Here is a 24,523-nt window from a genome sequence, read left to right as displayed (position 1 = left end):
CAAATTACAAAGCGGCCACCACCGCATCACCCATTGCTGAGCAAGCAACGCGTGTAGTACCTGCCTCAAAAATATCGCTGGTACGCAGGCCTTGCGCCAGCACCTTTTTCACTGCATTTTCGACACGCTGTGCCGCCGCTTCATTGTTAAACGTATAACGCAGCATCATCGCCACCGACAAAATCGTCGCTAATGGATTAGCGATGTCTTTGCCAGCGATATCCGGCGCAGAGCCATGGCTTGGCTCGTACAAGCCTTTATTGTTGGCATCGAGCGATGCGCTTGGCAACATCCCAATCGAACCGGTTAACATCGACGCTTCATCCGATAAAATATCACCAAAAATATTGCCGGTAACGATCACGTCAAATTGCTTGGGCGCCTTAACCAATTGCATCGCCGCGTTGTCCACCAACATATGGCTGAGTTCAACGTCTGGATATTCTTTGGCCATATCGGTCATGATTTCTTTCCAGAATTCAGTTGTTTCCAGCACATTGGCTTTATCCACTGAGCACAATTTCTTGCCGCGTTTTTGCGCCGCTTGGAAAGCCACGTGGCCGATACGGCGAATTTCGCTTTCGGCGTACAGCATGGTGTTAAAGCCTTCGCGCTCACCCGCTTCATTCACCCGAATACCGCGTGGCTGACCGAAATAAATATCGCCAGTCAATTCACGCACAATCAAAATATCTAAGCCTGAAACGACCTCAGGCTTTAAGGTCGACGCATTGGCGAGCTCTGGATACAAAATGGCTGGGCGCAGATTGGCAAACAGATTCAAATCTTTACGAATAGCGAGTAAACCGCGCTCAGGACGCAATGGACGATCGAGTGTGTCGTATTGTGGGCCGCCAACAGCGCCTAGCAAAATCGCATCTGCTTCACGCGCTAACTTTTGCGTGAACTCAGGATAAGGTGAACCGTATTGATCATAAGCGGCGCCGCCAAGGGGCGCTTCTTGCAACTCTAAATCTAAGCCATCATTTTTTAAAACAGTGAGTACTTTTTTAGCTTGCGCTACGATTTCAGGACCAATGCCATCGCCGGGTAGGATCAATACTTTCATGCTGTTCTCGCGGTATTTTGTTTTTAATTTTTAAACGTAGAAAAAGAGGGGCTAGCCCCTCTTTTTAATTCACTCGAAACAATTAATACGATACTTTGTAGTTCACATCGCAATCGGTCATTACAATTACGCGTGGGTGCGTTTGCAACAATGACGCAGGCACTTGCGTGGTGATAGGGCCATTGAGTGTGCGATCTAAGATCTCAGCCTTCTCTTGACCTTTAACGACCAACAAAATCACTTTAGCTTGCATAATCGAGCCCATACCCATCGTTACTGCTTGAGTTGGTACTTCATCGATATGATTAAAGAAACGCTTATTGGCTTCACGCGTTTCTTCTTTTAATGTGACTTGATAAGTACCACGTGACAATTGGCTATCTGGCTCATTAAAACCAATATGGCCATTACCGCCAATACCCAATAATTGCAGATCAACCGGACCTTGCTCGAACATCATTTTGTCATACAGACGGCATTCAGCATCAATATCAGCCGCATTGCCATTTGGCACATGCGTGTTCGCGACTTGAATATCAATGTGATCAAACAAATTACGTTGCATGAAATTGCGGTAGCTTTCTTGATGCGTTACTGGCAAGCCAACATACTCATCCAAATTAAATGTTTTGGCTTGCGCAAAACTCACCAATCCTGCTTGGTAGGTCTTAACGATTTCTTGATACAAACCCACAGGCGTACCACCTGTTGCCATACCCAATACTGCATTTGGCTTTGCACGCACCATGGCAATAATTAGATCTGCTGCTGCACGATCTAAGTCGCTTTGATTTTTAAATTTATGCAAGATCATTGATTTTCTTTCCAAAATTAATTTTGACTTTAAAAGGATACGATAAAATTCGAATAACAATATTGATTCAGTCTAAATAAATACCGATCAACAAGTCCGAATTAAATATTGCGTTTACGACTGACTCATCATGATGTGGCTCGCCACGTACCTGATCGATTTTATATCGACACCACCATCAAAAATCCATTAGCCATACGTTGATGCGCGCCATTTTATTAGCGTGCCAGCGCTCAATATTTATTTAACAAACAGCCACGGCTGCGCCGCTTCATGCTGGGCTTCAAACGCTTTAATTTTGTCGCTATGGGCCAAGGTCAGGCCAATTTCGTCCAAACCATTGAGCAAACAATGCTTACGATGCTCGGTCACATCAAACGCAAACACCTCGCCACTAGAGGTCGTAATGGTTTGTTCAAGCAAATCAATTTTTAAGCGATAACCTTCAGTTTTGGCTTCAGCAAATAACTGATCAATCACGGCCGCAGGCTGCACAATCGGCAACAAACCATTTTTAAAACAATTATTAAAGAAAATATCGGCAAAACTTGGCGCAATCAGCGCACAAAAACCGAAATCTTCAATCGCCCAAGGTGCGTGCTCACGTGATGAACCACAGCCAAAATTGTCGCGCGCCAAGAGGACTTGTGCACCTTGGTTGCGCGGCAAATTCAACTCAAACTCAGGATTGAGTTTACGCTGACTGTTATCCATCCCCGGCTCACCGTGATCAAGATAGCGCCACTCATCAAACAAGTTTGGACCAAAGCCCGAACGTTTAATGGATTTTAAAAATTGTTTTGGAATGATCGCATCGGTATCGACGTTAGCGCGATCCATCGCGCAGACCAAACCATCTAATTTAGTAAATGGCTTCATTTTGTTGCCGCCTTATCAATTTCATTACCGACTTTTTTCAAGTCTTTGCCAAAGCCCGACACCGTATTGCATGCCGTTAGCGTGAACAATACCAACAACAAGCTTGCGAATAGTTTCATCACGCGCAGCCCCTTATTGCAAAGAGAAGGTGCGGATATCAACAAAATGACCGGCAATCGCAGCCGCCGCAGCCATCTCAGGACTGACCAAATGCGTACGGCCACCCTGCCCTTGGCGCCCTTCAAAGTTGCGATTTGACGTTGACGCACAACGTTCACCCGACTCTAAACGGTCAGCATTCATCGCCAAACACATCGAGCAACCTGGCTCACGCCACTCGAAACCGGCGGCGATAAAGATTTTATCCAGCCCTTCAGCTTCAGCTTGCGCTTTGACCAAGCCAGAACCTGGCACAATCAGCACCAACTTCACGCCATCGGCTTTCTTTTTACCGGCAACAACACTGGCTGCCGCACGTAAGTCTTCAATCCGGCTATTGGTACAGGAACCGATGAATACTTTATCAACTTTAATATCAGTCAGTGGGGTATTGGCTTCCAAGCCCATATATTGCAAGGCACGCGTATAGCTACCCTGCTTAGTTGGATCAGACTCTTGCGCAGGATCAGGCACCTTTCCCGACACGCCCAACACTTGCTCAGGCGATGTACCCCAAGTGATTTGCGGCTCAATATCAGCCGCCTGCAATACCACCGTCGCGTCAAATACCGCACCTTCGTCAGAAACGAGGTTTTTCCAATTTTCAACGGCAGCATCCCATTGTGCATCTGTCGGCGCAAAAGGACGACCCTTTAAGTAATCAAAGGTTTTCTGATCTGCGGCGACCATACCAGCACGGGCACCGGCTTCAATCGCCATATTGCACAGTGTCATACGGCCTTCAATCGACAAGGCACGAATCGCCTCACCGCCAAACTCAATCGCAAAGCCCGTACCACCGGCAGTGCCAATTTTGCCAATAATCGCCAAAGCAATGTCTTTGGCGGTTACACCGCGCCCAACTTGGCCGTCGACACGAACCAGCATCGCTTTAGATTTTTTTGCGACTAGGGTTTGCGTAGCGAGTACATGCTCAACTTCTGAAGTGCCAATGCCGTGCGCCAACGCAGCAAATGCACCATGTGTTGACGTATGGCTATCACCACAAACCACGGTCATGCCCGGCAGCGTCGCACCATTTTCTGGACCAACAACGTGCACAATGCCTTGACGCAAATCTTTAAACGGGAAATAAGCTAAAGCGCCATATTCTTTAATATTGGCGTCCAGCGTTTCGACCTGTAAGCGAGAAATCGGATCTTGAATGCCTTTTTCCCATTCATTGGTTGGCGTATTGTGATCCGCCGTCGCAACGACAGAAGAATTACGCCATGGCTGGCGATTGGCCAATTTCAAGCCTTCAAAAGCTTGTGGGCTCGTCACTTCATGCACCAAATGACGGTCAATATAGATTAAGCAAGTACCGTCGGCTTCTTCATGCACAACGTGGGACTGCCAAAGTTTGTCGTAGAGCGTTTGAGCCATAACAATCATCGCAAAAGAGACTATCGGGGAACTCCCGAAGTTAGCACAGAAGGCATATTGCGACAAGCCGCAATACCCTATTTACCCAACACCCAGCCTTGCTTTAAGGGCAAGATTACGTCATTTAACAGCAATCAACTCATATCAAATTGACAGCATATCGAAAGAACAATCCACATAAAGATCAATCGGAACACGCACGCATGAATTACGCCTCACCCCCCCACAACTAAGTCTTCAAAAAAAATCGCACAACAGCCGTTGAACGACCGATTTTGTAGGATTCGCGCAACATCAAACACCGCAGCAAAACGAAAACACGACACCGCCCTGCGTTGAGCACGCCAATCATTTAGATTGCTTGTTGCACGCAAATCGTTCAAACCATACCGTATTGCCCACAAGAGCACGCCCCACCAAACAAAGAGGGCAATACATCACACAATTGACAAAATGCCTCACTACTTTCTAACTGAAATAGCCTGCCTAACAAAATTATTCATTTTGCGCGAGTAAATAAGACACCATTAGTCATATGGAATAGTGCCGTGTTTCTCACTTTGATGACTTATATGATGAAAGAAAATCTAATCATCATGCAATACAAAGGACCCAACATGACCAAGAAATTCAGCCCGCGCGATATCCGTAAACAATTGGGCATGAACCAGCAAGACTTCTGGAGTCAAATTGGCGTAACGCAAAGTGGCGGCTCGCGCTACGAAAGTGGTCGCAACATGCCTAAACCAGTAGCCGAATTATTACGCGTTGTTCACATCGAAGGCATTGATCTAGCCAAGCTACGTAAAGAAGAAATTCAAGTACTCGAGCTTTTGCGCAGCGAACGTCCAGAACTTATGGATGAATTACTACAAAAAGCACAGCAAAACGAAGCAGCAAGTCACTAAGCCGCCAGCTTAACTGACAAACCCAAAGCAGTAATTCGCTCAGCTAAGCGCTGCATCCACTCCGTGGGCGCGGCGCTGAGCTGCGATGCCTCTGCTTGCATCGAAGCACGAGCAATCCCATACAGCAACACCCCTTCTAGCTTCACACCCGCCTCAATTTGTTGCGCCAAAAACGTTAAATAAGCCTGCAACTCGGCCTCTGAGGGCAACTGCCCATCCACAGCAAACATGCACGTCTGTATCCATGTTGGGCACAAAGCAGCAGCTAGCGCCAAGCGGCGCGTTACTTGCTGCCGATTCAATCGAATTTGATTAACCCATTCAAAATCATCCTGTGGCGCACGATCGACCTTAAACCAAACCTCTCCACGCAACGAGGCCATGGTTTTAAGAGCCAGCTGCACACTGGCTTTATCGAGCTGACTACCATTGGTGATCAGTACCACTTTGATTTGCCCGCGAAGCGCAAAGCGATCTAACGCCCGCTCAACAATGGCCACACATTCAGCAAACTGCCCCGAAGTCGTTGGCTCGCCATTGCCTGAAAATGCAATATCATTAAATCGGCGCAAGCCATCGGGAACAGCTCGAGCCATAAAATCGCCGTTTACAATGTCTCCCAGCATCAAATCCAACTCAAGATCCAACTGTGGCAAGGCGATTTCTGGCGCGGACCCTCTTTGCAGGTCAGGCACTTGGCAATACACGCAGCGCCAATTACAGGCGTTGTTTGGGTTTAAGTTGATACCAACCGAAACCCCGCCAGCACGACGGGACACCACTGGGTAAACATACGTCAAACCTGCAATATCTCGCCGATGATCATTCACCTGTAGCGGTGCAATCCATTGTGTTTTAAGCGGCATGCTCAGGCGCTCTCACCAATAAAACCGGGGTTTTAGCGTAGCGAAGCACGCCTTCAGCCACACTCCCAAGCAAGAGGTGAGTCAAACCGCCATAACCATGCGTACCCATGACCAGCAGCTCGGCATGCCATTTTTCACCCTCATCGACAATCGTGCGCGCAATTTGTCCGCCCCAGATTTCAACTAAAGCCACGTCAACCGTTAAACCTAGCGCACGTAACTCTTCAGCTCGCGAGTCAAGCAATGCCTGCCCGCCAACGCGAAGCGAGGCCTGTAATTGCGGCACATCCAAAAATTCATTGGCACTCCAAGCAAACTGCGCCAGGTCAATCACATGAATCAGCCGAAGTACCGCCCGTTGCTCCCCAGCAAGACGTTTTGCTTCTTGTAGTGCCGCAGCACTGGTATCGCTATGATCGACTGGCACTAAGATACGTTGATACATAGGGCAAATTCCTCCAAAATAACTTCTTTAGTCTTACAGGACAAAGCTTATTGCGGCAATGTGCTGACGCGCTTAAACTCAAAGCTACATCAATACTTAAATCCAACTATGCCACGAATTAAACTCGACTTACCAGAGTGCAATCTATTTCAGTGCAATATTACGGTTCGAATTACCGATATTAACTACGGCCAGCATTTAGCGCATGATGCCTTACTGGGCTTACTGCATGAAGCAAGGTTGCAATGGCTCGCTCATCTGGGGTATCACAGTGAAGTTGACATCGGTGGCGCAGGTTTAATTTTAAGTGATGTTGCCGTTATTTTCTTACACGAGGCCTTTTATGGTGACGTGTTGCAGATTCGCCTTGGGATTGACGAAATCAGTCAAACTCGGTTTGAACTTTATTATGATGTAAGCACCCAAGCACATCCAATTGCTAAAGCAAAAACAACCATGGCCTGCTTTAGCTATACCGAACGAAAAATCACGTCCTTGCCGATTCCTTTTCGGCAGGCGATAAAAAGTCAGGAGCAACAATAGAAATGAAAAAATACCCTAGCAATAGCCCAGAAGCCATGGCACGTATCTTAGTCATGCAAATGATGTGTGATGGTAGTTTTGACCCAGAAGAAATCGAAGAACTAGAACACTTACGCGCCTATGAAATTCTTGGCATTACCCGCAAAGGCTTCATCCAAGTATTACAAGCTTATTGCGCCGATATCAGTGATGAAGCCGATGAAAACGGCCAAATTCGCTTAATTGATAAGCAACGAATTGACGATCTACTTGAAACGATTGATGAGCCACAAAAACGTCTGCAATTGGCGGCACTAGCACTGGACATCGCCAAATCAGACCAAGAAATTTGCGACGCTGAATTAGCAGTATTTAGCCGCATGCTCAAAAAATGGCATTTATCACTCGACGATTTAGCGATAGCTTTTGGCGAATAAACCCGCAAATGGCACAAGCTGTACATAAGACTACACACATTGCTTAAGCTTTATGTCTTGGCAATAAGGTCGGTATATTCAATGTACACCTTGGCAACAGCAAAAAATTGCCAGCTCAAGCCAGCAAACATTGTACAAATACACATCGCTCGGCTTGAGTAATTCAACCCGCACCACACCGTGGCGCGCACCCTAAAATAATAAAATACCAAGACAGGTACGCCATGAGCTGGGTTATCGAATTACACACTGCACTGGAACGCAGATTTATCTCAACGTTGGCTAAAAAATTTGCTTTTATTGGCTTATTTTTAATCTTTCCGACATTACTCCTCATCGCCAGCCACCAACTTGAATCCAAACTCAGCCCCACGCTCGCGCAACTAGCTCCGGCTACCAGCCAACTGATACTGCAAGAAATTCAGCATTTGCAATGGTTTGCCATCGCCTGCACCGCCCTTACTGTATTACTCTGTGTCATTGAAATTACTTATTTTCATTTTTGGATTACCAAACCGGTACAACGCATCGATCAAGTTTTTGACGAGGCCGCTAGTCACGAAGGGGATCTTTCAAAGGATATTCCAGCCCCCTACTCCGATGAAATTAGCCAACTCGCCCTTACCTGCAACCGTTTTTTAAGTAAACAACGAGACATCATTGCCAATGTACAAACCATGACGGTTGGCATGGCGCTTGAGGCAGCCAAATCACAAAAAAACATCAAAGATTCAGCGTCTGCCACCGCCCAGCAAGATACGCTAGCCAGAAATGTCGTCAACGCCAGCAATGCAACAACCGAAGGCATTAACCATGTCTCGCACCGCACTGGCGAAATTGCGCAAACGACAGCACAAAATTTACAAATGGCGCGACAATCATCAAGTGAACTACAAGACGTCACCACGCGCATCAATGCGATCACGCATAAAATTGCGTCTTTCAACCACACCGTTGACGGATTAAATCAACGTTCAGCCAGCATCAAAACCATTGTTGATTTGATCAAAGAAATTGCCGGACAAACCAATTTATTAGCGCTAAATGCCGCCATTGAAGCTGCACGTGCCGGTGAACAAGGGCGTGGTTTTGCCGTCGTCGCCGATGAAGTACGTAAACTGGCAGAAAAAGTCGGCGTCGCAACCGATGAAATATCCAACGATATCGACAATATGCTCAGCCAAGTGGCCGAAACTTTGGCCGAAACCGCCATGATTACCACGGATGCCAACTTAACAAGAGATGCTGTTGCGAAGGCATCATTGCAGTTTGCACAATTGATGCAAGATTTTGAAATGACCGCTCAAGCCTTAACAGGCATTGCTCAAACACTCGAAAACTTCACCAGCGCCAATAATTTGGTCAATGCCAACGTGTCAGAGATTCACCAGCTATCACTCGGGGTGAATGAAAAAATGGGGCGTTCAGCGCAATCTTCTTTTGATGTGGCGCAAGCGGCAGAAAAAGTCCAAGCCATGATTGGCCGTTTTACCGTGGGCCAAGGCGCGCTTGATTCCAGTATCTCTTCGGTATGCCAATACCGCGATCGGATTGCCGCCCAAATAGAGGCACTCCATCAGCGTGGCATCAATGTGTTTGACCACAGCTATCGCCCCTTACCCAATACCCAACCACAAAAATATCAAACCGAATACAACGCGCACTTTGTGTCGGACATCCAACCACTTTACGATGAACTCGCCAAAAACGCGCCTGGCGGGCGCTTTGTTTTAGCCGTTGACTGCAATGGCTACGCGCCGACCCACAATAGCTGGTATGCCAAAGCGCCAACCGGAGAAAGCGCCATTGACTTGATCGAAAGCCGTCACCAACGTATTTTTAACGACCCCGCTGGGCTGCGTGCCGCACGCAATACCGAACGCTTTTTATTGCAAACCTATGTTCGCGATACCGGCGAAATCATGACGGAAATCGATGTCCCTATCACTGTCAATGGTCGACACTGGGGTGGATTGCGCTTAGGGTTTGATGGTAATGCGATTTTAGCCAGCGCCTAAATGCATGTCTGAGCTACAAAAATCTAGCTTTAATGCGGTGTTTGATGCCAATAGCCGCATCTTAATTTTAGGCAGTTTGCCAGGCGACGCCTCACTCAATGCTGGGCATTACTATGCCCACCCGAGGAACGCCTTTTGGCACATCATCAGCCAATTGATTGCCGTCGACTTAACACAACGTCCATTTGCTGAACGCTACACCCTCATCAAGCAACACGGCATTGCGCTTTGGGATGTGGTGCAACAAGCTAGCCGCGTTGGCAGCCTTGATGCCGCAATCCAAACACCACAATTCAATCCGCTTGACGCATGGTGTAGAGCGCAAGCTCAACTGCAGTTAGTGGCTTTTAATGGCCAAGCAGCAGCCAAATACGGCAGCAAACTTATACCAGGGTATATCGAGCAAGTCGTCTTACCATCGAGTAGCCCTGCCTATACCCTTAATAAGAGTCATAAGACCAAGGCTTGGCTCACTGCGCTAAGCCCTTATTTAAAAACTTAGCGCTCGTCTTTGCCTGAAGCCCAAATCGCAAACATCAACCAAATCGCATTGACCAAGGCGACCACAAATCCCAAAAATCCCAATAAAGGCATCCCCAATAAAGTGGGCCCTGTCTTAATTGTCATGGCAATCGATGAGCCAATAATCAATGCGCCAGTCACAATTCCCATCGTCAAGCGATTGGCACTTTTTGCCAGTAAACTGCCAAAACGATCTAAGCGTTTTAAGTCCAAATCCACCTTCAAACTACCGCGTCTAGCTTGTTTGATCAGCTTACCAATATCACTTGGCAAACCGGACAACACACTAAATGCTTCAAACACATTGTCTTTACTGGTTTTAAACCAAGCTTTAGGACTCAAGCGCTCAAGAATGACTTCTTTCACAAATGGCGTCAGATGTGGCACCATTTTAAATTCCGGATCAAGCTGGCGCCCCAAACCTTCCAAGGTGATCAGTGCTTTAAATAACAAGGTTAAGTCCGACGGCAATGTAATTTCATGATCCCTCATAATGACGGCAACATCGTTGAGCATATGCCCAAACGGAACGTCTTTTAGCGGTAGATTCTCGTAATTAAACATAAAATCAGCAATATCACTGGCCAATTTAGCCTCATCCACCAAGGTGTCGCCGGTCCACTCGAGCAATACATTTAAAATGCCATGTTCATCGCGCTGCGATAAAGCGGCCAATAAATCGACAATTTGATCGCGCCGTGGCCGTGGCAAACGGCCAACCATACCAAAATCAAGAAACGCAATCCGGTTGCCCGGCAAATACTTCACATTACCAGGATGTGGGTCGGCATGAAAATAACCATCGATTAACACCATTTTGAGTACGGCATCCGCGCCACGGGCAGCCAATACTTTTCTGTCCATGCCTGCGGCATCGACTGCCGCTAAATCATTGCCCGCGATCCCGCCGATATAACTTTGTACATTCAAACTCTCGCCAGTCCATTGCCACCAAATGCGTGGAATTTCAATTTCATCATGCGCTGCAAAATTTTGTACAAAGCGCTCTAAATTACGCGCTTCGGTCGACAAATTCAGCTCTCGACGCAGCGACTTGGCAAACTCATCCACAATCCGCACCGGCTGATAACGCCGCAAATCTGGAAACTCAAATTCAGCCAAGCTGGCAATGTGCCGCAAAATACGTAAATCGGCTTCAATTTTTGGAATAATCCCCGGCCGGCGAATCTTTAACACGACCTCAGTACCGTCTTGCAACTGCGCTCGATGCACCTGAGCGATTGAAGCTGAGCCCACAGGAATGGGATCTAAAGCTTTAAAAATCGCATGCGGATCATCGCCTAACAACTGCTGTAATTCGGGCAATAAAATGGCAAAATCCAGCGGTGGTACTTCACTTTGTAATTTCTCAAATTCAGCAATCCAATCGGGGGTAAACATATCCACCCGAGTGGCTAAAACCTGACCCAATTTAATAAATGTCGGGCCCAATTGCTCTAATGCTTGTCGAACACGTACTGCCGGCTCAAGCAATTCAATTTCATGCTCACCGGGCAAATGTAAGGCATCGCTAGCGCGTTCTATTCCTTTGTTCAAGCCTAATTTTTGCACCAAATTGCCAAGGCCATAACGAATCAAAATCGCTACAATCTCTCTCACTCGAGGTAAATCTCTCACAACTGTGAACGTTTCTTTCAGCATTCAGTCCTATTTCCTTAAATGAAACCAATAAAATTCGGATTTTTTCAATTTTATGCTTTACAGCCCGATTCCACATCCGTACAGTTCCTGCCCATGAAATGGATCATCATTCTCACCACACTATTTAGCCTGAGCGCACTCCCTGTCTATGCCGACGAGGAGATGCCAGTTGGCGAAGTTGCGACCCCAAGTAGCTGGGGCGCCAACAAACCCAGCGGCAATACCGCCAGTAAAGCCAAGCGCAATAAAAAATCTGCTGAAAAACAAGCTGACTATACACCGGCTCAGGATTTACTTTTATCTGCAATGAGCTTAATTGGTGTGAAATACACTTGGGGCGGCGACACGCCTGAATCGGGGCTCGATTGCAGCGGTTTTATTCGCTATGTTTTTCAAAATTCGATGAATTTAACCTTGCCTCGCACCGCCTTCGAGATGGCGCAAAAAGGTAAAACCATCGACAAATCAGAATTAAAACCAGGCGACTTGGTTTTTTTCAACACCTTAGGCAGAACGTTCTCTCACGTTGGCATTTATCTGGGTGACAATCGTTTCATTCATTCACCACGCGCTGGGCGCAGCGTCGAAGTGGCCAATATGGGCATTAACTATTGGACAACGCGCTTTACTGGTGCGCGTCGAATGGCCGACGCAGGCAACTCTGAAGGCTTAAATGTAAACGCCATGCTGACTGCCAGCAGCAATGAAAACAAACGCAGCGCAGTGGCGACTTCATCAGCAAGCAGTAGCAGCAAACGAGTTTGTAAAAAAGTAACCACCGGCAAAGGCAAGAACAAAAAAACGGTGACGCAATGCTCAACTGTTACCAGTAAGCCAAGTACAGTACAAGCCCGTAAAACGACAAAAGCGCAAAAAAGCGCCACGACGAGTCGCAAAGCAAGTAGTAAAAAAGTAACTGCTAACAAAAATGTGGCGAAAAAACCGGCGAATAAAACCCCGCGTAAAGTCGCCCCAAAAACCAGCAGCGCAAAACCCAAAGCGACAAATCAAGCTAAAAAATAATCACTTATTTTAGCCAATAAAAAAGCCATTCAATGAATGGCTTTTTTACATTATGCGCGATTTAAATATCAAAATCTTTTGCTGGCACAATCACCAAGCCCGCGCGCAAACCGGGTGGCACATCAGGATTAGGGAAAATAATCCGTGCGTTCGCCTCTTCAACAATAAATTGCTCACCTTGATCTTCCGCCAAAACTAAACCTTGCGCCAAGGGCGTAAAGTTATCTGTTTTGCCATCAATGGCAAATTTAAAATCATTGGTTTTTTTAATCACTTCACGCGAAACACGGAATACTTGCACCTGCTCCGGCACCAAATCTGGCGTTGGCAGCTCCCCTTGTATCAATTGCTGCAAATAGGCGGCCATTTTTGATAAGTCGATTTGCTGATTTTCGCCAAACGGACGCGCACTACCTAACTCAATGGTAAATGCTGCGGCATTACAATGTCGGCTGGAAAAAAACGAAAAGGTACTCGATACCGTCGATTGTAATAACACCGTATCGACCCCTGCCAATGACAAACGCGCGATTTCAACGGTCGAGAAGGTATTTCCCGGTTTAGGTAGCGGATAAATTGCAAACTTTTCAATCAAAGAACCGTGAATCGCCGTATGTAAATCGTAATGAAACCTAGGTTTTTTCGCTTGTGCATTGGCTTGAAAAAACCGCATTACATGCATTTCTAGCATGGCGGCGCGCCTTTTCTCAATGCCGTCTTCCACCTCTGGCGTGCGAGAAAACAGTCGATTCATGTCTTCTTCAACAAAACGGTGCCCTAAACGCAAAGCCGCCACATTGCCAAAAATAAACAACACCCGTGCGCGCACTTTAATTGCACCCAGCATGATTTGCTCAATCAGCTGATCGACTAATTCAACGGGTGCAGTTTCATTCCCATGAATACCGCAGGAGATCACCAAATCCAATGCCGTATTATCGATGTCTTGCGGCTCGAATCGAATCACCCCCTCATCCATCACCTGTACGCCAGCCCCTGTCGGCAAGCAGTACGGCAAGGCGATGGCGGTATTTCCTGATAATGTTTCTTGTAAAAAACGACTCATTTGCACTTAACCCAAGGGAAATCGATAATGGTGAGCTAATTTTAGCAGGATCAGCCCATGACACGGGCGTTCTTAAACATCCACGCCTTGCATCTGAAACGGATAAATCGACCCTAATTGTAAAATCTGTGTCAATTCATCCAATGCGCTACGCACTTCAATAACAAAACTCGGATCAAGCAAATCCGCTTCAACTAAACGATCACGGTAATGCCGCTCAACCCACTGCGTCAGCCGTGCATACAGCGCATCATTCATCCATACCCCAGCATTGACCGCGCTGGCTTCAACTTCATTTAAAGCCACCCGCAACCGCAAACACGCTGGGCCGCCACCATTTTGCATACTCTGTTTTAAGTCATAGACCAATAACTCATCTATGGGCCCATTGCTCGCTTGCAATGCTTGCAGATAAGCCCATACCGCTGGTGTATTACGGCATTCCTCAGGAACGACAAGGCGCTGCCTGCCATCGGGCTTAGCCAGCAATTGGCTATTAAATAAATACGACTTCACCGCGTCGGCGACGCTGACTACATCACGGGAAACTTCAATAATGTGTAATTGCCCGGCCATTTTGGCCGTCAACTCGGCATACACTTGATCAGAGGCTAAAAAAGCATCTTGATGACAAAACAACACGTTTTGATTGCCCACCGCAATCACATCATTATGAAATACCCCGGCATCAATCACTGCGGGGTTTTGCTGCGCCAACACCGTGTGACTGGCGGCTAAACCATGGCGACGAATCACCGCCTCGCTCGCCTCCCGAGTTTGTCTAGCCGGATAGTGCTGCGGCGCAATTGCGCCGCCCCAGTGTTGACGACCATAAACAAAAAACTCCACCCCTCGCTCGGCATAGTCATGACACAGTCGAGTGTGGTTGGCCGCACCTTCGTCCCCTAAAGCCGCGAGCATCGGCAAAGCGTCGTGCACCATAAAATGCTGTGGGTGCGCGAAAATGCTTTTTAACGTACGGGCGGTTTGTTTGTGCTCGATGGCGCGGTGAAATTTATTTTGTAAATTCGCTACCGTAAAATGCACCCGACCATCTTGCGTATCGGCGGATGGACTGACGGTCGCCGCATTGGCGGTCCACATCGAAGACGCTGAACTCAACGAAGACAAAAATCCCGACGGGGTATTGCCCATCGCAGCAATAATCTCAGCGTCGCTACCCGTATACCCTAGGTCGCGCAACATCCACAATGCCGGCCGCTCTTGCGGCGGCAATACGCCTTGGCGATAGCCCAAATCGGCCAAGGCCTTCATCTTGGCTAAGCCCTGTAAAGCCGCTTCGCGGGGATTGGCCACTTGATTGGCATTGCCCGTGGATGCCACATTGCCAAACGAGTGACCACCATAATGATGCGTCGGCCCTACCAAACCATCAAAATTGGCTTCAAATGCCCGTACTGAACTCATAAAGTCATCCCCACTGGCAACTGAGCCGGCAACTGCAATTGCTCAGCCTCAATCGAGGCCACCGGATAGGCACAATAATCAGCGGCATAATACGCACTGGCGCGATGATTGCCCGAAGCGCCAATACCACCAAATGGCGCAGCACTGGACGCGCCGGTCAGCGGTTTATTCCAATTCACAATGCCAGCACGCGACGCACGCCAAAAATAGTCATATTGCGAGCGCGAATCAGACAATAAACCCGCCGCCAAGCCAAACTGCGTGCGATTGGCCAGCACCAGCGCTTGATCAAAATCGGTATAACGCTGCACTTGCAGCAAAGGGCCAAAATATTCTTCATCCGGCAAATCCGCCAAACCAGTGACATCTAAGATGCCAGGCGACAATAAGGCGGTATTGGGCATCAATCGTTGCATGGCTAATAAAGTTTGCGCGCCTTGGGCTTGCAAACGCTGCTGCGCCGCCAGCATTGCATCGGCCGCCGCCAGTGAAATCACCGCGCCCATAAAGGGCTGGGCTGGCGCATCCCAAGTACCGACTTGTAAAGCGGCAGTGACTGTAATCAGGCGCGCAATAAACGCATCGCCCCACGCACCAACCGGCAAGAGCAAACGCCGTGCACAGGTACAACGTTGACCCGCAGAAATAAATGCCGATTGAATCACATGGTGGATTGCCGCATCAACGTCACTCACCTCCTCCACCACCAATGGATTATTGCCGCCCATTTCTAGCGCCAAAATTTTGTGTGGCGCACCGGCAAATTGGCGATGCAAGGCATAGCCAGTATGCGCACTACCGGTAAAATACAAACCATCTAAATCGGAGTTGGCCGCCAAAGCGACTCCGGTTTCACGCCCACCTTGCACCACATTCAATACGCCCTCTGGCAAACCGGCAGCTATCCATAACTCAGCGGTTTTTTGCGCGGTCATCGGTGCCAATTCAGACGGTTTAAACACCACGCAATTGCCTGCCAGCAGCGCTGGCACAATGTGACCATTGGGTAAATGACCCGGGAAATTATACGGACCAAATACCGCCACCACGCCATGCGGTCGATGGCGTAACACGGCTTGCGCATCGCCTTGCTGCGCCTCTTTATAGCCAGTTCGCTCATCGTAACTTTTGATCGAGATCTCGATTTTATTGACCATGGTTGCCACTTCAGTCAATGCTTCCCAACGCGGTTTACCCGTTTCAATACCAATCACATCGGCCAAACTGGCCTGATTGGCCTTTAATAGCTCAGCAAAGTTGCGAATCAACGCCGCACGCTCGGCAAACTGCAAATCACGCCAAGCAATAAACGCGGCACGAGCGGCACAAACCGCCTCCTTCACATCATCTTCATTGGCAGCAGCACCTTGCCAAACAATGTCTTGCGTTACTGGATTGCGCGAAGAAAAAACCTCACCACGGCCAGACAGCCAATGCCCATGAATTAATTGCATACTTTTTCCTTTAAACCTTTGCGGACAAAGGCACAGCACGAACAGTCGCGTCATGCGTTAAATTTAAGCGTGTTAATACTTCGCTCGTCAGCGGCAAGATGCCATCTTGTGGCAAGGACACCGCTAAAGTAACTCTAAAATCAGTCAGGCTTCGATTGCTCACTAACCAAACTGAGCCATCAATCGGCTCGGTGGCGACGGGCAAAACGGGAAATACGGCACTGTCTTTGATGGCACGAATATCGGCCAAGCTGCATTCCAAGCTTGGACCGGCATCAAAAATATCGACATAGCCTTGATAACGAAAGCCTTCGGACTCCAGCAAAGCGCGTGCCGGTTCCGTTGCCGGATGCACGTGCCCCAAAGCGGCTCTCGCCTCATCAGACAAGAAGCAGGTATAGATCGGATGTTTGGGCATCAGTTCAGCAATAAACGATTTGCTGCCGACGTAAGAGAGAAAATCCGCTTTAGCGAAATCCATCGTAAAAAAATGCCGGCCTAAACTTTCCCAAAATGGCGAACGTCCGGTTTCATCAGAAACGCCGCGCATTTCTGCAATCACACGCTCTGAAAATCGATCAGGAAACTCCGCCATAAACAAAAAACGACTTTTAGACAATAAAGCGCCATTACCATCTCGGCGATAAGTTGGCTTTAAAAACAAAGAGCACAACTCGCTTGAACCAGTTAAATCGGAAGTCAAAAATAGCGTCGGCAGTTGCTTATAGATTTGCATTTCGCGCGACGCATGCACCGACAGACCCACTCGGTAGTTGTACCAAGTGTCATGCAGACCCAAAGCGGCTTCAACGCCGCAAATACCGACGATTTGTTGACTATCGTCGTCTTCAAGCACGAATAAATAACTGGCGTCAGCCAAGTCAAGTTGACCATGCAGACTTAGATTACTGGTTTGAATGCGCGCACTTAAGCGCTCAGGATTGGGCTGTAACGTTGTAACGCCTACACCCGCGGTCGCTGCCAAAGCAAGGAGCGCCTCTAGATCTGCGGGGACGATCGGGCGTATTAACATGGTCTTCAACTAAAAATGGAATATAACCAATGTAGCAAAGTGTTGAAAAACCGCGTATCGGTACTATCCCCATTGAAGCGTGATGCACTGTGCTATTTACTGATTGGCCTACATCAAGGTGCGCGCCCCTTCAAAGCGCGGCGCAAAGTAAACATTTTTTAGTGATTCAATCCGAACTCGACCATTACTTGACGGCGCATGAATAAATTTTTCATCGCCAAGATAGATACCAACATGTGAAAACGAGCGATCGGTGGTTTTAAAAAACACCAAATCACCCGCCCGCATTTCAGACTGACTCACCGGCCTTGCGGCGGCTGCCATTGCCGCGGCAGTGCGTGGCAAGGTAACGCCTAAGGCGTTTTTATACACCAGTAAGACCAATCCACTGCAGTCGAGCCCTGCTTCTGGATTGGTGCCACCAAACTGGTATTGCGTCTCCAGTAAACCCAGCGCATACATCACCACTTCGCGGCCAGCTCCATCGACTTTAATGTTGGCCAGTGAGGGTATTGGCTTGGCAGGCTTATTTTTTATAGGTTTGGTTGAAGTACACCCAGTGAGTATAAAAAACCCACACAGCAAAGTGATCGCAAATTTAATCATCTACCAACGCTCGCACATGTTCAGTCACGCTACGCGCCAGCGCAGATAAATCGTAACCACCTTCTAACATCGACACGATGCGATGTTCACTGTAGCGCGCCGCCACTTTCATTAACTGCTGCGTCACCCACGCATAATCGGCTTCAACTAAGCCCATCGATCCCATTTCATCTTCAAGATGCGCATCAAAACCGGCTGAAATCAAAATCAGTTGCGGCTTAAATTCGTTGAGCAAGGGTAACCATTGTTGGGTGACCACTTCACGAAACTCCGCGCTTTTAGTCGCCCTCGGCATCGCAATATTGTGCATATTCTCCGCCATCGGCACATCCCCTGAATAAGGAAAAAACGGATGCTGAAAAATACTCACCATCAAAGCGCGAGGTTCATCCCATAAGCAGTCTTCAGTCCCATTGCCGTGGTGCACATCAAAATCCACAATCGCCACCCGCTCTAAGCCATACACGGCCATTGCATGCTTGGCGGCAATCGCGACATTACTTAAAAAACAAAACCCAAAGGCTTTTTCTTTTTCTGCATGATGCCCCGGTGGACGAATCGCGCAAAATGCGTTTTGCGCCTTGCCTTGCATCACCAAATCAACCGCCTGAATCCCCGCCCCCGCGCCATGATAAGCGGCGTTCAAGGTATAGGGATTTAACACCGTATCGGGTTCTAAATGCACATGCCCTTGCGCTGGGCTGGCTACGGCTAAACGATCTAAATACGCCGCCGGATGCACCCGCAGCAATTGCTCACGCGTCGCCGCTTGCGCAGTCACATGCAATAAATAATCCCAAATTCCCGCCGCGATTAAGCGATCTTGAATCGCCGCCAAACGCTCAGGACATTCAGGATGACCTTGCCCCATTTCATGCATCACACACGATGGATGAGTAATATATGCCGTTGCACCACAGGAACCGACCACAGAAATTGCCCCTAGTTGACTATATTCATATTGCTTTTCATAGGAAAAACAAATGCTGATTACATAGATTTATACTTGCTCAACATGTTTTTTATCGTTGATTCTGCACAATCAAGAAAACTTGCGACGCTCTTAATCTTTGCATTACTCTTACGCGCTTCAAAAACCGTCTTGAGATCAATCCGTTTCGGCTCACCCAATACGATACCTCCTGACTTAGCGCTTGCTCAATAGACCTGTTTATTGTTAAGTTTACGCTGCACAGCACAAGAGGGAAAGAATGACACCATCAACAACGCCACGCCTGTTGCAGCAACTCCACGCCGCCGAGCAGCAATTAAATCAAATTATTCTGGGTAAGCCTCACACCATTCGGCTTGCGTTAACGTGTATTTTGGCCCAAGGCCATTTATTAATTGAAGACATCCCCGGCGTTGGTAAAACCACCTTAGCCCATGCTTTAGCCCGAGTTTTAGGTTTGGCGTTTGCCCGCATTCAATTTACCAGTGACTTACTGCCTGCCGATTTACTTGGGGTTTCAGTATATGAGCGCAATGAAGCACGCTTTCATTTTCATCCTGGCCCAATTTTCACGCAAATCTTGTTAGCCGATGAAATCAACCGCGCTACAGCCAAAACGCAATCGGCCTTACTCGAGTCGATGGCCGAGCGCCAAGTTACACTGGATGGACAAACACATTCATTACCTGCGCCTTTCTTTGTGATTGCAACACAAAACCCACAGCAGCAAATTGGTACTTTCCCTTTACCCGAATCGCAACTGGATCGATTTTTATTGCGCATTGAGCTGGGTTACCCTAGTCCCGCCGCCGAGCGCGCCTTACTCGAGGGACTAGATCGACAAGTTTTACTCCAACAAACAGCTGCCTTACTCAACGCAGAGCAACTTATCGCCGCGCAAGCCGCGACACTACAAATCACCACCTCACCCGCACTGCTCGATTATATTCAGGCGCTGATTGCACACACGCGCCGCGACACGCAATTTGTGTATGGCCTATCGCCGCGAGCGGCATTAGGCTTGGTTAACGCCAGCAAAGCTTGGGCATGGCTCAATGGACGCAATATGGTGCTGCCCGATGATGTGCAACAGGTTTTTGTCGCCGTTGCTGGCCATCGGTTAATCTCAAAACAAAGCCATCGCAATGACTTTGCCGCGGCTCAGCAAATCTTGACGCAGGTCGCAATTCCTTAATGAAGTCCGCTTTCAATAAATCATGGCAGCGCTGGATCAATCGCCGTCATCCAGCGCGCAGCGGCCCACAAAAAATCCATCATCAGCAACTCTATATTTTGCCGACACGCTATGGTTTCGCTTACAGCTTTATGGTGCTCACACTGCTCGTTGGCGCTTTAAACTATCAACTCAATCTTGGTTTGCTTTTTGCATTTTTACTAATTGGGATTGGCCAAACCATCATGCTCAAATCGTATGCCAATTTACTCGGCCTGCGGTTGGAGGCACAACCGGCATCGGCAGTTTTTGCGGGCGAACAAGCCGCAGTGTTAATTCGCATCGAAAATAAAAAAAACATCTCCCGCAGCCAACTGCAAGTCTCTTGCCGCCTCAGCCCTATTGCTTGGCTAGCAAACCTGCCCCCGTGGGAGACACAAGACGTCACTTTACGAGTGTCATGCCCACAACGTGGTGCAGTCACTCTGCCGCGCTTACGCCTAGAGTCAACTCAACCCATGGCCTTGTTTCGCTGTTGGAGCTACCTAAACAGCCCGCAATCATTGTGGGTCTATCCTGCGCCAGAACAAAACCCACCGCAGCCACCACTCGGACAAGATCAATCGAGCGGACAAACTTCATCCAACACCAATGGCCACGATGAATTTAATGGTTTGCGTTTATTTCAACGCGGCGACGCCAAGCATGCCATTGCGTGGAAACAAAGCGCACATGGCGAGCAGTTGCTGGTAAAGCACTTTCAATCTCCCGCAGCAGAAAGCCGCTATTTTCACTGGGATGATGTGCAAGATTTAGAACTTGAGCAGGCTTTAAGTCGGCTTTGTGCTTGGATTTTAGCCGCCCACGAACGCGGCCAAGACTATGGGCTAGAGCTACCCAATATTCACTTTGCCCCAGCATCAGACGCCATGCATCTGCAACGCTGCTTAATGGCACTCGCGCAATTTTCACCCCCACGATGAGCCGCCAACTGACTCCGCCAGAACAACAGCAACTTGGCGTGCTGATGCTCTTGGTTTGCCTGCCGCATCTCATCATGCAAGCCCCTTGGCTATCCGGTTTGCTCGGATTGGCACTGCTAGCTTTTTGTGGACTGAGCCCCCAATGGCGGATGCAAATACCGCGACACTTGAGCTTATTACTGGCGATCTTAAGCTTGCTCCTCGTTTATCAAGCCCATCAAAGCCTCATCGGCCGCGAAGGTGGGATTGCCGTATTCATTGCGCTGTGTATTAGCAAACTGTATGAAACACGCACCATCCGCGATGCACATGCTATGTTATTGCTGGCATTTTTTGCGACAGGGATCAGTTTTTTACATGGGCAAGCGCCTTGGCAAGCGGCGTTGGCAGGGTTAGCCTTAGTCGCAACGGTGAGTATTGCACTACGTTTAGAAAACAATATACTAACCCTAGGTATATCCATTAAGGCAGCGATAAAAATCTGCTTTCAGGCAATACCCCTTGCCATTCTATTGTTTGTTTTATTCCCTCGCCTACCTGCACCACTCTGGAGTTTGCCCAACGAGAAAGCCGCTCGCACCGGTCTATCTGGGGAAAAGATGTCGCCAGGCAGCTTAAATCAATTAATCCAAGACGATCGCATCGCTTTTCGTGCGCAATTTAATGGCATAGCACCACGGCAAGATCAACTGTATTGGCGTGGCCCAGTGTTCAATCAATTCGATGGCCAATACTGGTTACCCGCCACTGCAAACTCGAGCAACCCACCGCCAATCATCGCACGCGGTCCGCAAGTCAACTACAGCATTACCTTAGAGCCACATCAACAAAACTGGTTACTGGCACTGGATTTACCAACCGAATTCCCGCAATCGGCGATATTGAACACACAATTGCAATTAATCCAGCGCAGCCCGATCAATCAAAGATTGCGCTACACCGCCAGTAGCACCCTACACTGGCAAACCTTGGGCGACGCTGACACTGCAGCGGCACTGCAACTACCACCTGCGCTCAACCCAAAAACAACATCCCTCGCGCAAAGCTGGCAACAACAAACACCTGCGCAACGCGTGCAATCGGGCTTGCAATGGCTAAAAACCCAGCATTTCAGCTACACGCTGACTCCTCCATTGCTAGAAAAAAAAGACCGAATTGATGAGTTTTTATTTGAATCAAAACAGGGTTATTGCGAGCATTACGCCAGTGCGTTCGCGGTGCTGATGCGGGCCGCCAACGTGCCGGCACGTATTGTTACCGGTTACCAAGGCGGCCAGTTCAATCCCAATGGTAATTACTACATCATTCGACAAGCCGATGCCCACGCTTGGGTTGAGGTTTGGTTGCCAGAGCAAGGTTGGCAGCGCGTCGATCCTACCTTTATGGTTTCGCCCACACGCATCGAAAATGGCTTCGAAAACAGCTTTGCGTCTCGCTGGCAAAATGATGCACTGCCCAGCCTATTGAGTCGCAACGCGACATTCATCAAAGCCATGCGATTGCATCTTGATGCGTGGGTGAATCATTGGAATCAATGGGTGATTGCTTATGACAGTCAACGCCAATTGAATTTACTTCAGCGGCTAGGCATTAATGACTTTCTCTCTTGGCGATTTTTACTCTATTTATGCGGTGGATTACTACTTATTCTTGGTGGGTTTTTAATTTATTTTTTACATCGCAACCCGGCGCAACCGACCGACATTGCCAATCAATTATTTGCACGCTATTGCAAAAAATTACATCGCTATCAACTTTATAAAGCACCGCATGAAACAGCCAGCCAGTTTGCTGCACGCTGCCAAATAGCACAGCCCGAATTAGCGGCCAGCATCATTGAGATCACCGATCTCTATTTGGCGGCACGTTATGCCCAAGACAGCAGCGCATTAGCGCAATTAAAAATCGCCATTAAACGTTTTGCTTAATTCAAACAGATCGATTTATGATGGCCGCACCCTCATTCACTCATTCTCATTTAAAACTATGGCTCGCTTTTTAACTGAACCGCAATTCGCACATCAAAATCCAGCCAAAATTGGCGTGCTTTTAATCAACCTAGGCACACCAGAGGCACCAACCGCCCAAGCTGTACGCCCCTACTTAAGACAGTTTCTTTCCGACCCACGCGTGGTTGAAATTCCTAAAGCCATTTGGTGGTGCATTCTCAACGGCATTATTTTGACCGTACGCCCGAAAAAAAGTGCTGCAAAATACGCCAGTATTTGGACTAAAGAAGGCTCACCACTTAAAGTTTGGACCATCAAACAAGCCAAACTCCTCAAAGGGCAACTGGGTGAAGCGTTTCCAGAACAACTGGTTGTTGACTATGCAATGCGCTACGGCTCGCCTTCAATCGAAAGCCAAATCAGCAAATTGAAAGCACTCAATTGCAATAAAATCATTATCGTTCCGATGTATCCACAATATGCTGCCAGCACTACTGCCAGCGTGAATGATGAAGTTTATCGGGTATTACAAAAAACACGCTTTCAACCGGCCATCCGCACCGTGGCACCTTATTACGACCATCCTCACTATATCGCCGCCTTGGCCGCGCAAGTTCGCCAGCACTGGCAAGCCAATGGCAAAGGCGAGCACTTATTAATGAGTTTTCACGGCGTGCCACGCTACACGCTCGAAAAAGGCGACCCCTATCACTGCCACGCACTCAAAACCGGCCGACTATTAGCCGAAGCACTTGATCTAAGTCCGGAACAATATACCGTCTCATTTCAATCTCGCTTTGGCAAAGCTGAATGGCTGAAACCCTATACCAGTCAGGTACTCCAACAACTTGGCCAACAGCAACTATCACAGCTGGATGTGATCTGCCCCGGATTTGTTGCCGACTGCTTAGAAACATTGGAAGAAATTGCCATTGAAGGTCGGCATGACTACCTACAAGCGGGCGGAAAAAGCTATCAGTTTATTCCTTGCCTGAATGATCATGCCAAGTGGATTTCTACGCTCGAAGAATTGGTTCGCACCGAGCTGACAGGCTGGCTGACAAACGGTAAAGCAGAAAAAAGAAATATAAATGAATTAAATCAATCACTTAATCGATACAAGACCATAAATACAACAAATTGAACTTGGGGATTTTAGAAATTAACG

The 24,523-nt window shown here is 48.1% G+C and carries 24 protein-coding genes; 10 read left to right on the top strand and 14 right to left on the bottom strand.

What is annotated here, in order from left to right; genetic code table 11:
- Positions 1-4 precede the first annotated feature (4 nt).
- The 5 genes from leuB to leuC form a co-directional block, all read right to left on the bottom strand.
- On the bottom strand, positions 5-1,069 hold the full coding sequence (gene leuB, locus K4H25_RS08345; RefSeq protein WP_221020109.1) for a 3-isopropylmalate dehydrogenase: 1,065 nt from the start codon (positions 1,067-1,069) through the stop codon (positions 5-7).
- A gap of 82 nt (positions 1,070-1,151) precedes the next feature.
- Positions 1,152-1,883 (bottom strand): glucosamine-6-phosphate deaminase, encoded by a 732-nt coding sequence (gene nagB, locus K4H25_RS08340; RefSeq protein WP_221020108.1) that lies wholly within the window; start codon positions 1,881-1,883, stop codon positions 1,152-1,154.
- A gap of 240 nt (positions 1,884-2,123) precedes the next feature.
- Positions 2,124-2,762 carry a 3-isopropylmalate dehydratase small subunit gene (leuD, locus tag K4H25_RS08335; protein ID WP_221020107.1) on the bottom strand — a complete coding sequence of 213 codons (639 nt, stop codon included), beginning with the start codon at positions 2,760-2,762 and terminating at the stop codon, positions 2,124-2,126.
- Positions 2,759-2,881 carry an entericidin A/B family lipoprotein gene (locus K4H25_RS08330; RefSeq protein WP_221020106.1) on the bottom strand — a complete coding sequence of 41 codons (123 nt, stop codon included), beginning with the start codon at positions 2,879-2,881 and terminating at the stop codon, positions 2,759-2,761. The genes leuD and K4H25_RS08330 overlap by 4 nt, the downstream gene beginning before the upstream one ends.
- Before the next feature lie 13 nt (positions 2,882-2,894).
- Positions 2,895-4,307, bottom strand: a complete 1,413-nt coding sequence (gene leuC / locus K4H25_RS08325) for a 3-isopropylmalate dehydratase large subunit (protein WP_374706343.1) — start codon at positions 4,305-4,307, stop codon at positions 2,895-2,897.
- 617 nt (positions 4,308-4,924) lie between these two features.
- On the opposite strand from leuC, the gene K4H25_RS08320 reads away from it, so the two are divergent.
- Positions 4,925-5,215 carry a helix-turn-helix domain-containing protein gene (locus K4H25_RS08320; protein ID WP_221020104.1) on the top strand — a complete coding sequence of 97 codons (291 nt, stop codon included), beginning with the start codon at positions 4,925-4,927 and terminating at the stop codon, positions 5,213-5,215.
- On the opposite strand, the gene K4H25_RS08315 is transcribed toward K4H25_RS08320, so the two are convergent.
- Together K4H25_RS08315 and K4H25_RS08310 are read right to left on the bottom strand one after the other, a co-directional pair.
- Positions 5,212-6,081, bottom strand: a complete 870-nt coding sequence (locus tag K4H25_RS08315; protein ID WP_255587436.1) for a radical SAM protein — start codon at positions 6,079-6,081, stop codon at positions 5,212-5,214. The genes K4H25_RS08320 and K4H25_RS08315 overlap by 4 nt on opposite strands.
- Positions 6,071-6,526 carry a universal stress protein gene (locus tag K4H25_RS08310; RefSeq protein WP_221020103.1) on the bottom strand — a complete coding sequence of 152 codons (456 nt, stop codon included), beginning with the start codon at positions 6,524-6,526 and terminating at the stop codon, positions 6,071-6,073. The genes K4H25_RS08315 and K4H25_RS08310 overlap by 11 nt, the downstream gene beginning before the upstream one ends.
- Positions 6,527-6,634: 108 nt before the next feature.
- On the opposite strand from K4H25_RS08310, the gene K4H25_RS08305 reads away from it, so the two are divergent.
- The 4 genes from K4H25_RS08305 to K4H25_RS08290 all read left to right on the top strand — a co-directional run bounded on the left by K4H25_RS08305 (position 6,635) and on the right by K4H25_RS08290 (position 10,005).
- Entirely contained in the window at positions 6,635-7,069 is a 435-nt protein-coding gene (locus tag K4H25_RS08305; RefSeq protein ID WP_221020102.1) for an acyl-CoA thioesterase, read from the top strand.
- Between the two features lie 2 nt (positions 7,070-7,071).
- Entirely contained in the window at positions 7,072-7,485 is a 414-nt protein-coding gene (locus K4H25_RS08300; RefSeq protein ID WP_221020101.1) for a tellurite resistance TerB family protein, read from the top strand.
- 224 nt (positions 7,486-7,709) lie between these two features.
- Entirely contained in the window at positions 7,710-9,503 is a 1,794-nt protein-coding gene (locus K4H25_RS08295) for a methyl-accepting chemotaxis protein (protein WP_221020100.1), read from the top strand.
- A gap of 4 nt (positions 9,504-9,507) precedes the next feature.
- Complete coding sequence (locus tag K4H25_RS08290) at positions 9,508-10,005, top strand: DNA-deoxyinosine glycosylase (protein ID WP_221020099.1); 498 nt, start codon at positions 9,508-9,510, stop codon at positions 10,003-10,005.
- Here K4H25_RS08290 and K4H25_RS08285 read toward each other — a convergent pair.
- A complete protein-coding gene (locus K4H25_RS08285) occupies positions 10,002-11,687 on the bottom strand; it encodes an ABC1 kinase family protein (RefSeq protein ID WP_221020098.1) in 1,686 nt (561 codons plus the stop codon). The genes K4H25_RS08290 and K4H25_RS08285 overlap by 4 nt on opposite strands.
- A gap of 93 nt (positions 11,688-11,780) precedes the next feature.
- On the opposite strand from K4H25_RS08285, the gene K4H25_RS08280 reads away from it, so the two are divergent.
- Positions 11,781-12,710, top strand: coding sequence for a C40 family peptidase (locus tag K4H25_RS08280; RefSeq protein ID WP_221020097.1), 930 nt, complete (start codon positions 11,781-11,783; stop codon positions 12,708-12,710).
- 61 nt (positions 12,711-12,771) lie between these two features.
- Here K4H25_RS08280 and astE read toward each other — a convergent pair whose 3' ends face one another.
- The 6 genes from astE to K4H25_RS08250 form a co-directional block, all read right to left on the bottom strand.
- The gene (gene astE, locus K4H25_RS08275; protein WP_221022824.1) at positions 12,772-13,776 is read right to left on the bottom strand and encodes a succinylglutamate desuccinylase; all 1,005 of its coding nucleotides are present in this window, start codon (positions 13,774-13,776) and stop codon (positions 12,772-12,774) included.
- Between the two features lie 72 nt (positions 13,777-13,848).
- Positions 13,849-15,204, bottom strand: coding sequence for an N-succinylarginine dihydrolase (astB, locus tag K4H25_RS08270; RefSeq protein ID WP_221022823.1), 1,356 nt, complete (start codon positions 15,202-15,204; stop codon positions 13,849-13,851).
- Positions 15,201-16,658: a succinylglutamate-semialdehyde dehydrogenase gene (astD, locus tag K4H25_RS08265; protein ID WP_221022822.1), complete on the bottom strand. Its 1,458-nt coding sequence runs from the start codon at positions 16,656-16,658 to the stop codon at positions 15,201-15,203. The genes astB and astD overlap by 4 nt, the downstream gene beginning before the upstream one ends.
- Before the next feature lie 10 nt (positions 16,659-16,668).
- Positions 16,669-17,691 (bottom strand): arginine N-succinyltransferase, encoded by a 1,023-nt coding sequence (gene astA, locus K4H25_RS08260; RefSeq protein ID WP_221022821.1) that lies wholly within the window; start codon positions 17,689-17,691, stop codon positions 16,669-16,671.
- A gap of 108 nt (positions 17,692-17,799) precedes the next feature.
- Positions 17,800-18,297, bottom strand: coding sequence for a C40 family peptidase (locus K4H25_RS08255; protein WP_221022820.1), 498 nt, complete (start codon positions 18,295-18,297; stop codon positions 17,800-17,802).
- A complete protein-coding gene (locus tag K4H25_RS08250) occupies positions 18,290-19,228 on the bottom strand; it encodes a histone deacetylase family protein (protein WP_255588178.1) in 939 nt (312 codons plus the stop codon). The genes K4H25_RS08255 and K4H25_RS08250 overlap by 8 nt, the downstream gene beginning before the upstream one ends.
- 280 nt (positions 19,229-19,508) lie before the next feature.
- Here K4H25_RS08250 and K4H25_RS08245 point away from each other — a divergent pair, with 280 nt between their 5' ends.
- The 4 genes from K4H25_RS08245 to hemH are packed head-to-tail and all read left to right on the top strand — an operon-like array spanning position 19,509 to position 24,499.
- Positions 19,509-20,444: an AAA family ATPase gene (locus tag K4H25_RS08245; protein WP_221022819.1), complete on the top strand. Its 936-nt coding sequence runs from the start codon at positions 19,509-19,511 to the stop codon at positions 20,442-20,444.
- Entirely contained in the window at positions 20,444-21,406 is a 963-nt protein-coding gene (locus K4H25_RS08240) for a DUF58 domain-containing protein (protein WP_221022818.1), read from the top strand. Before K4H25_RS08245 ends, K4H25_RS08240 begins: the two co-directional genes overlap by 1 nt.
- Positions 21,403-23,334: a transglutaminase TgpA family protein gene (locus K4H25_RS08235; RefSeq protein ID WP_221022817.1), complete on the top strand. Its 1,932-nt coding sequence runs from the start codon at positions 21,403-21,405 to the stop codon at positions 23,332-23,334. The genes K4H25_RS08240 and K4H25_RS08235 overlap by 4 nt, the downstream gene beginning before the upstream one ends.
- A gap of 58 nt (positions 23,335-23,392) precedes the next feature.
- The gene (gene hemH, locus K4H25_RS08230) at positions 23,393-24,499 is read left to right on the top strand and encodes a ferrochelatase (protein WP_221022816.1); all 1,107 of its coding nucleotides are present in this window, start codon (positions 23,393-23,395) and stop codon (positions 24,497-24,499) included.
- Positions 24,500-24,523 lie beyond the last annotated feature (24 nt).

Source organism: Deefgea piscis (assembly GCF_019665785.1).
Lineage (GTDB): Bacteria > Pseudomonadota > Gammaproteobacteria > Burkholderiales > Chitinibacteraceae > Deefgea.
The sequence above is the reverse complement of the archived record's forward strand: the minus strand, read 5'-3'. Positions and strand labels throughout refer to the sequence as shown.

Bases quoted from the DNA above. Each gene is read 5' to 3' on its own strand.
- K4H25_RS08315 (WP_255587436.1), bottom strand. From the start codon at position 6,081: ATGCCGCTTAAAACACAATGGATTGCACCGCTACAGGTGAATGATCAT.
- K4H25_RS08235 (WP_221022817.1), top strand. From the start codon at position 21,403: ATGAGCCGCCAACTGACTCCGCCAGAACAACAGCAACTTGGCGTGCTG.
- astE (WP_221022824.1), bottom strand. From the start codon at position 13,776: ATGAGTCGTTTTTTACAAGAAACATTATCAGGAAATACCGCCATCGCC.
- leuC (WP_374706343.1), bottom strand. From the start codon at position 4,307: ATGGCTCAAACGCTCTACGACAAACTTTGGCAGTCCCACGTTGTGCAT.
- K4H25_RS08305 (WP_221020102.1), top strand. From the start codon at position 6,635: ATGCCACGAATTAAACTCGACTTACCAGAGTGCAATCTATTTCAGTGC.
- K4H25_RS08290 (WP_221020099.1), top strand. From the start codon at position 9,508: ATGTCTGAGCTACAAAAATCTAGCTTTAATGCGGTGTTTGATGCCAAT.
- K4H25_RS08240 (WP_221022818.1), top strand. From the start codon at position 20,444: ATGAAGTCCGCTTTCAATAAATCATGGCAGCGCTGGATCAATCGCCGT.
- astD (WP_221022822.1), bottom strand. From the start codon at position 16,658: ATGCAATTAATTCATGGGCATTGGCTGTCTGGCCGTGGTGAGGTTTTT.
- nagB (WP_221020108.1), bottom strand. From the start codon at position 1,883: ATGATCTTGCATAAATTTAAAAATCAAAGCGACTTAGATCGTGCAGCA.
- K4H25_RS08255 (WP_221022820.1), bottom strand. From the start codon at position 18,297: ATGATTAAATTTGCGATCACTTTGCTGTGTGGGTTTTTTATACTCACT.
- leuB (WP_221020109.1), bottom strand. From the start codon at position 1,069: ATGAAAGTATTGATCCTACCCGGCGATGGCATTGGTCCTGAAATCGTA.
- K4H25_RS08280 (WP_221020097.1), top strand. From the start codon at position 11,781: ATGAAATGGATCATCATTCTCACCACACTATTTAGCCTGAGCGCACTC.
- K4H25_RS08300 (WP_221020101.1), top strand. From the start codon at position 7,072: ATGAAAAAATACCCTAGCAATAGCCCAGAAGCCATGGCACGTATCTTA.
- K4H25_RS08285 (WP_221020098.1), bottom strand. From the start codon at position 11,687: ATGCTGAAAGAAACGTTCACAGTTGTGAGAGATTTACCTCGAGTGAGA.
- astA (WP_221022821.1), bottom strand. From the start codon at position 17,691: ATGTTAATACGCCCGATCGTCCCCGCAGATCTAGAGGCGCTCCTTGCT.
- K4H25_RS08330 (WP_221020106.1), bottom strand. From the start codon at position 2,881: ATGAAACTATTCGCAAGCTTGTTGTTGGTATTGTTCACGCTAACGGCA.
- K4H25_RS08320 (WP_221020104.1), top strand. From the start codon at position 4,925: ATGACCAAGAAATTCAGCCCGCGCGATATCCGTAAACAATTGGGCATG.
- hemH (WP_221022816.1), top strand. From the start codon at position 23,393: ATGGCTCGCTTTTTAACTGAACCGCAATTCGCACATCAAAATCCAGCC.
- K4H25_RS08245 (WP_221022819.1), top strand. From the start codon at position 19,509: ATGACACCATCAACAACGCCACGCCTGTTGCAGCAACTCCACGCCGCC.
- leuD (WP_221020107.1), bottom strand. From the start codon at position 2,762: ATGAAGCCATTTACTAAATTAGATGGTTTGGTCTGCGCGATGGATCGC.
- K4H25_RS08310 (WP_221020103.1), bottom strand. From the start codon at position 6,526: ATGTATCAACGTATCTTAGTGCCAGTCGATCATAGCGATACCAGTGCT.
- K4H25_RS08295 (WP_221020100.1), top strand. From the start codon at position 7,710: ATGAGCTGGGTTATCGAATTACACACTGCACTGGAACGCAGATTTATC.
- astB (WP_221022823.1), bottom strand. From the start codon at position 15,204: ATGAGTTCAGTACGGGCATTTGAAGCCAATTTTGATGGTTTGGTAGGG.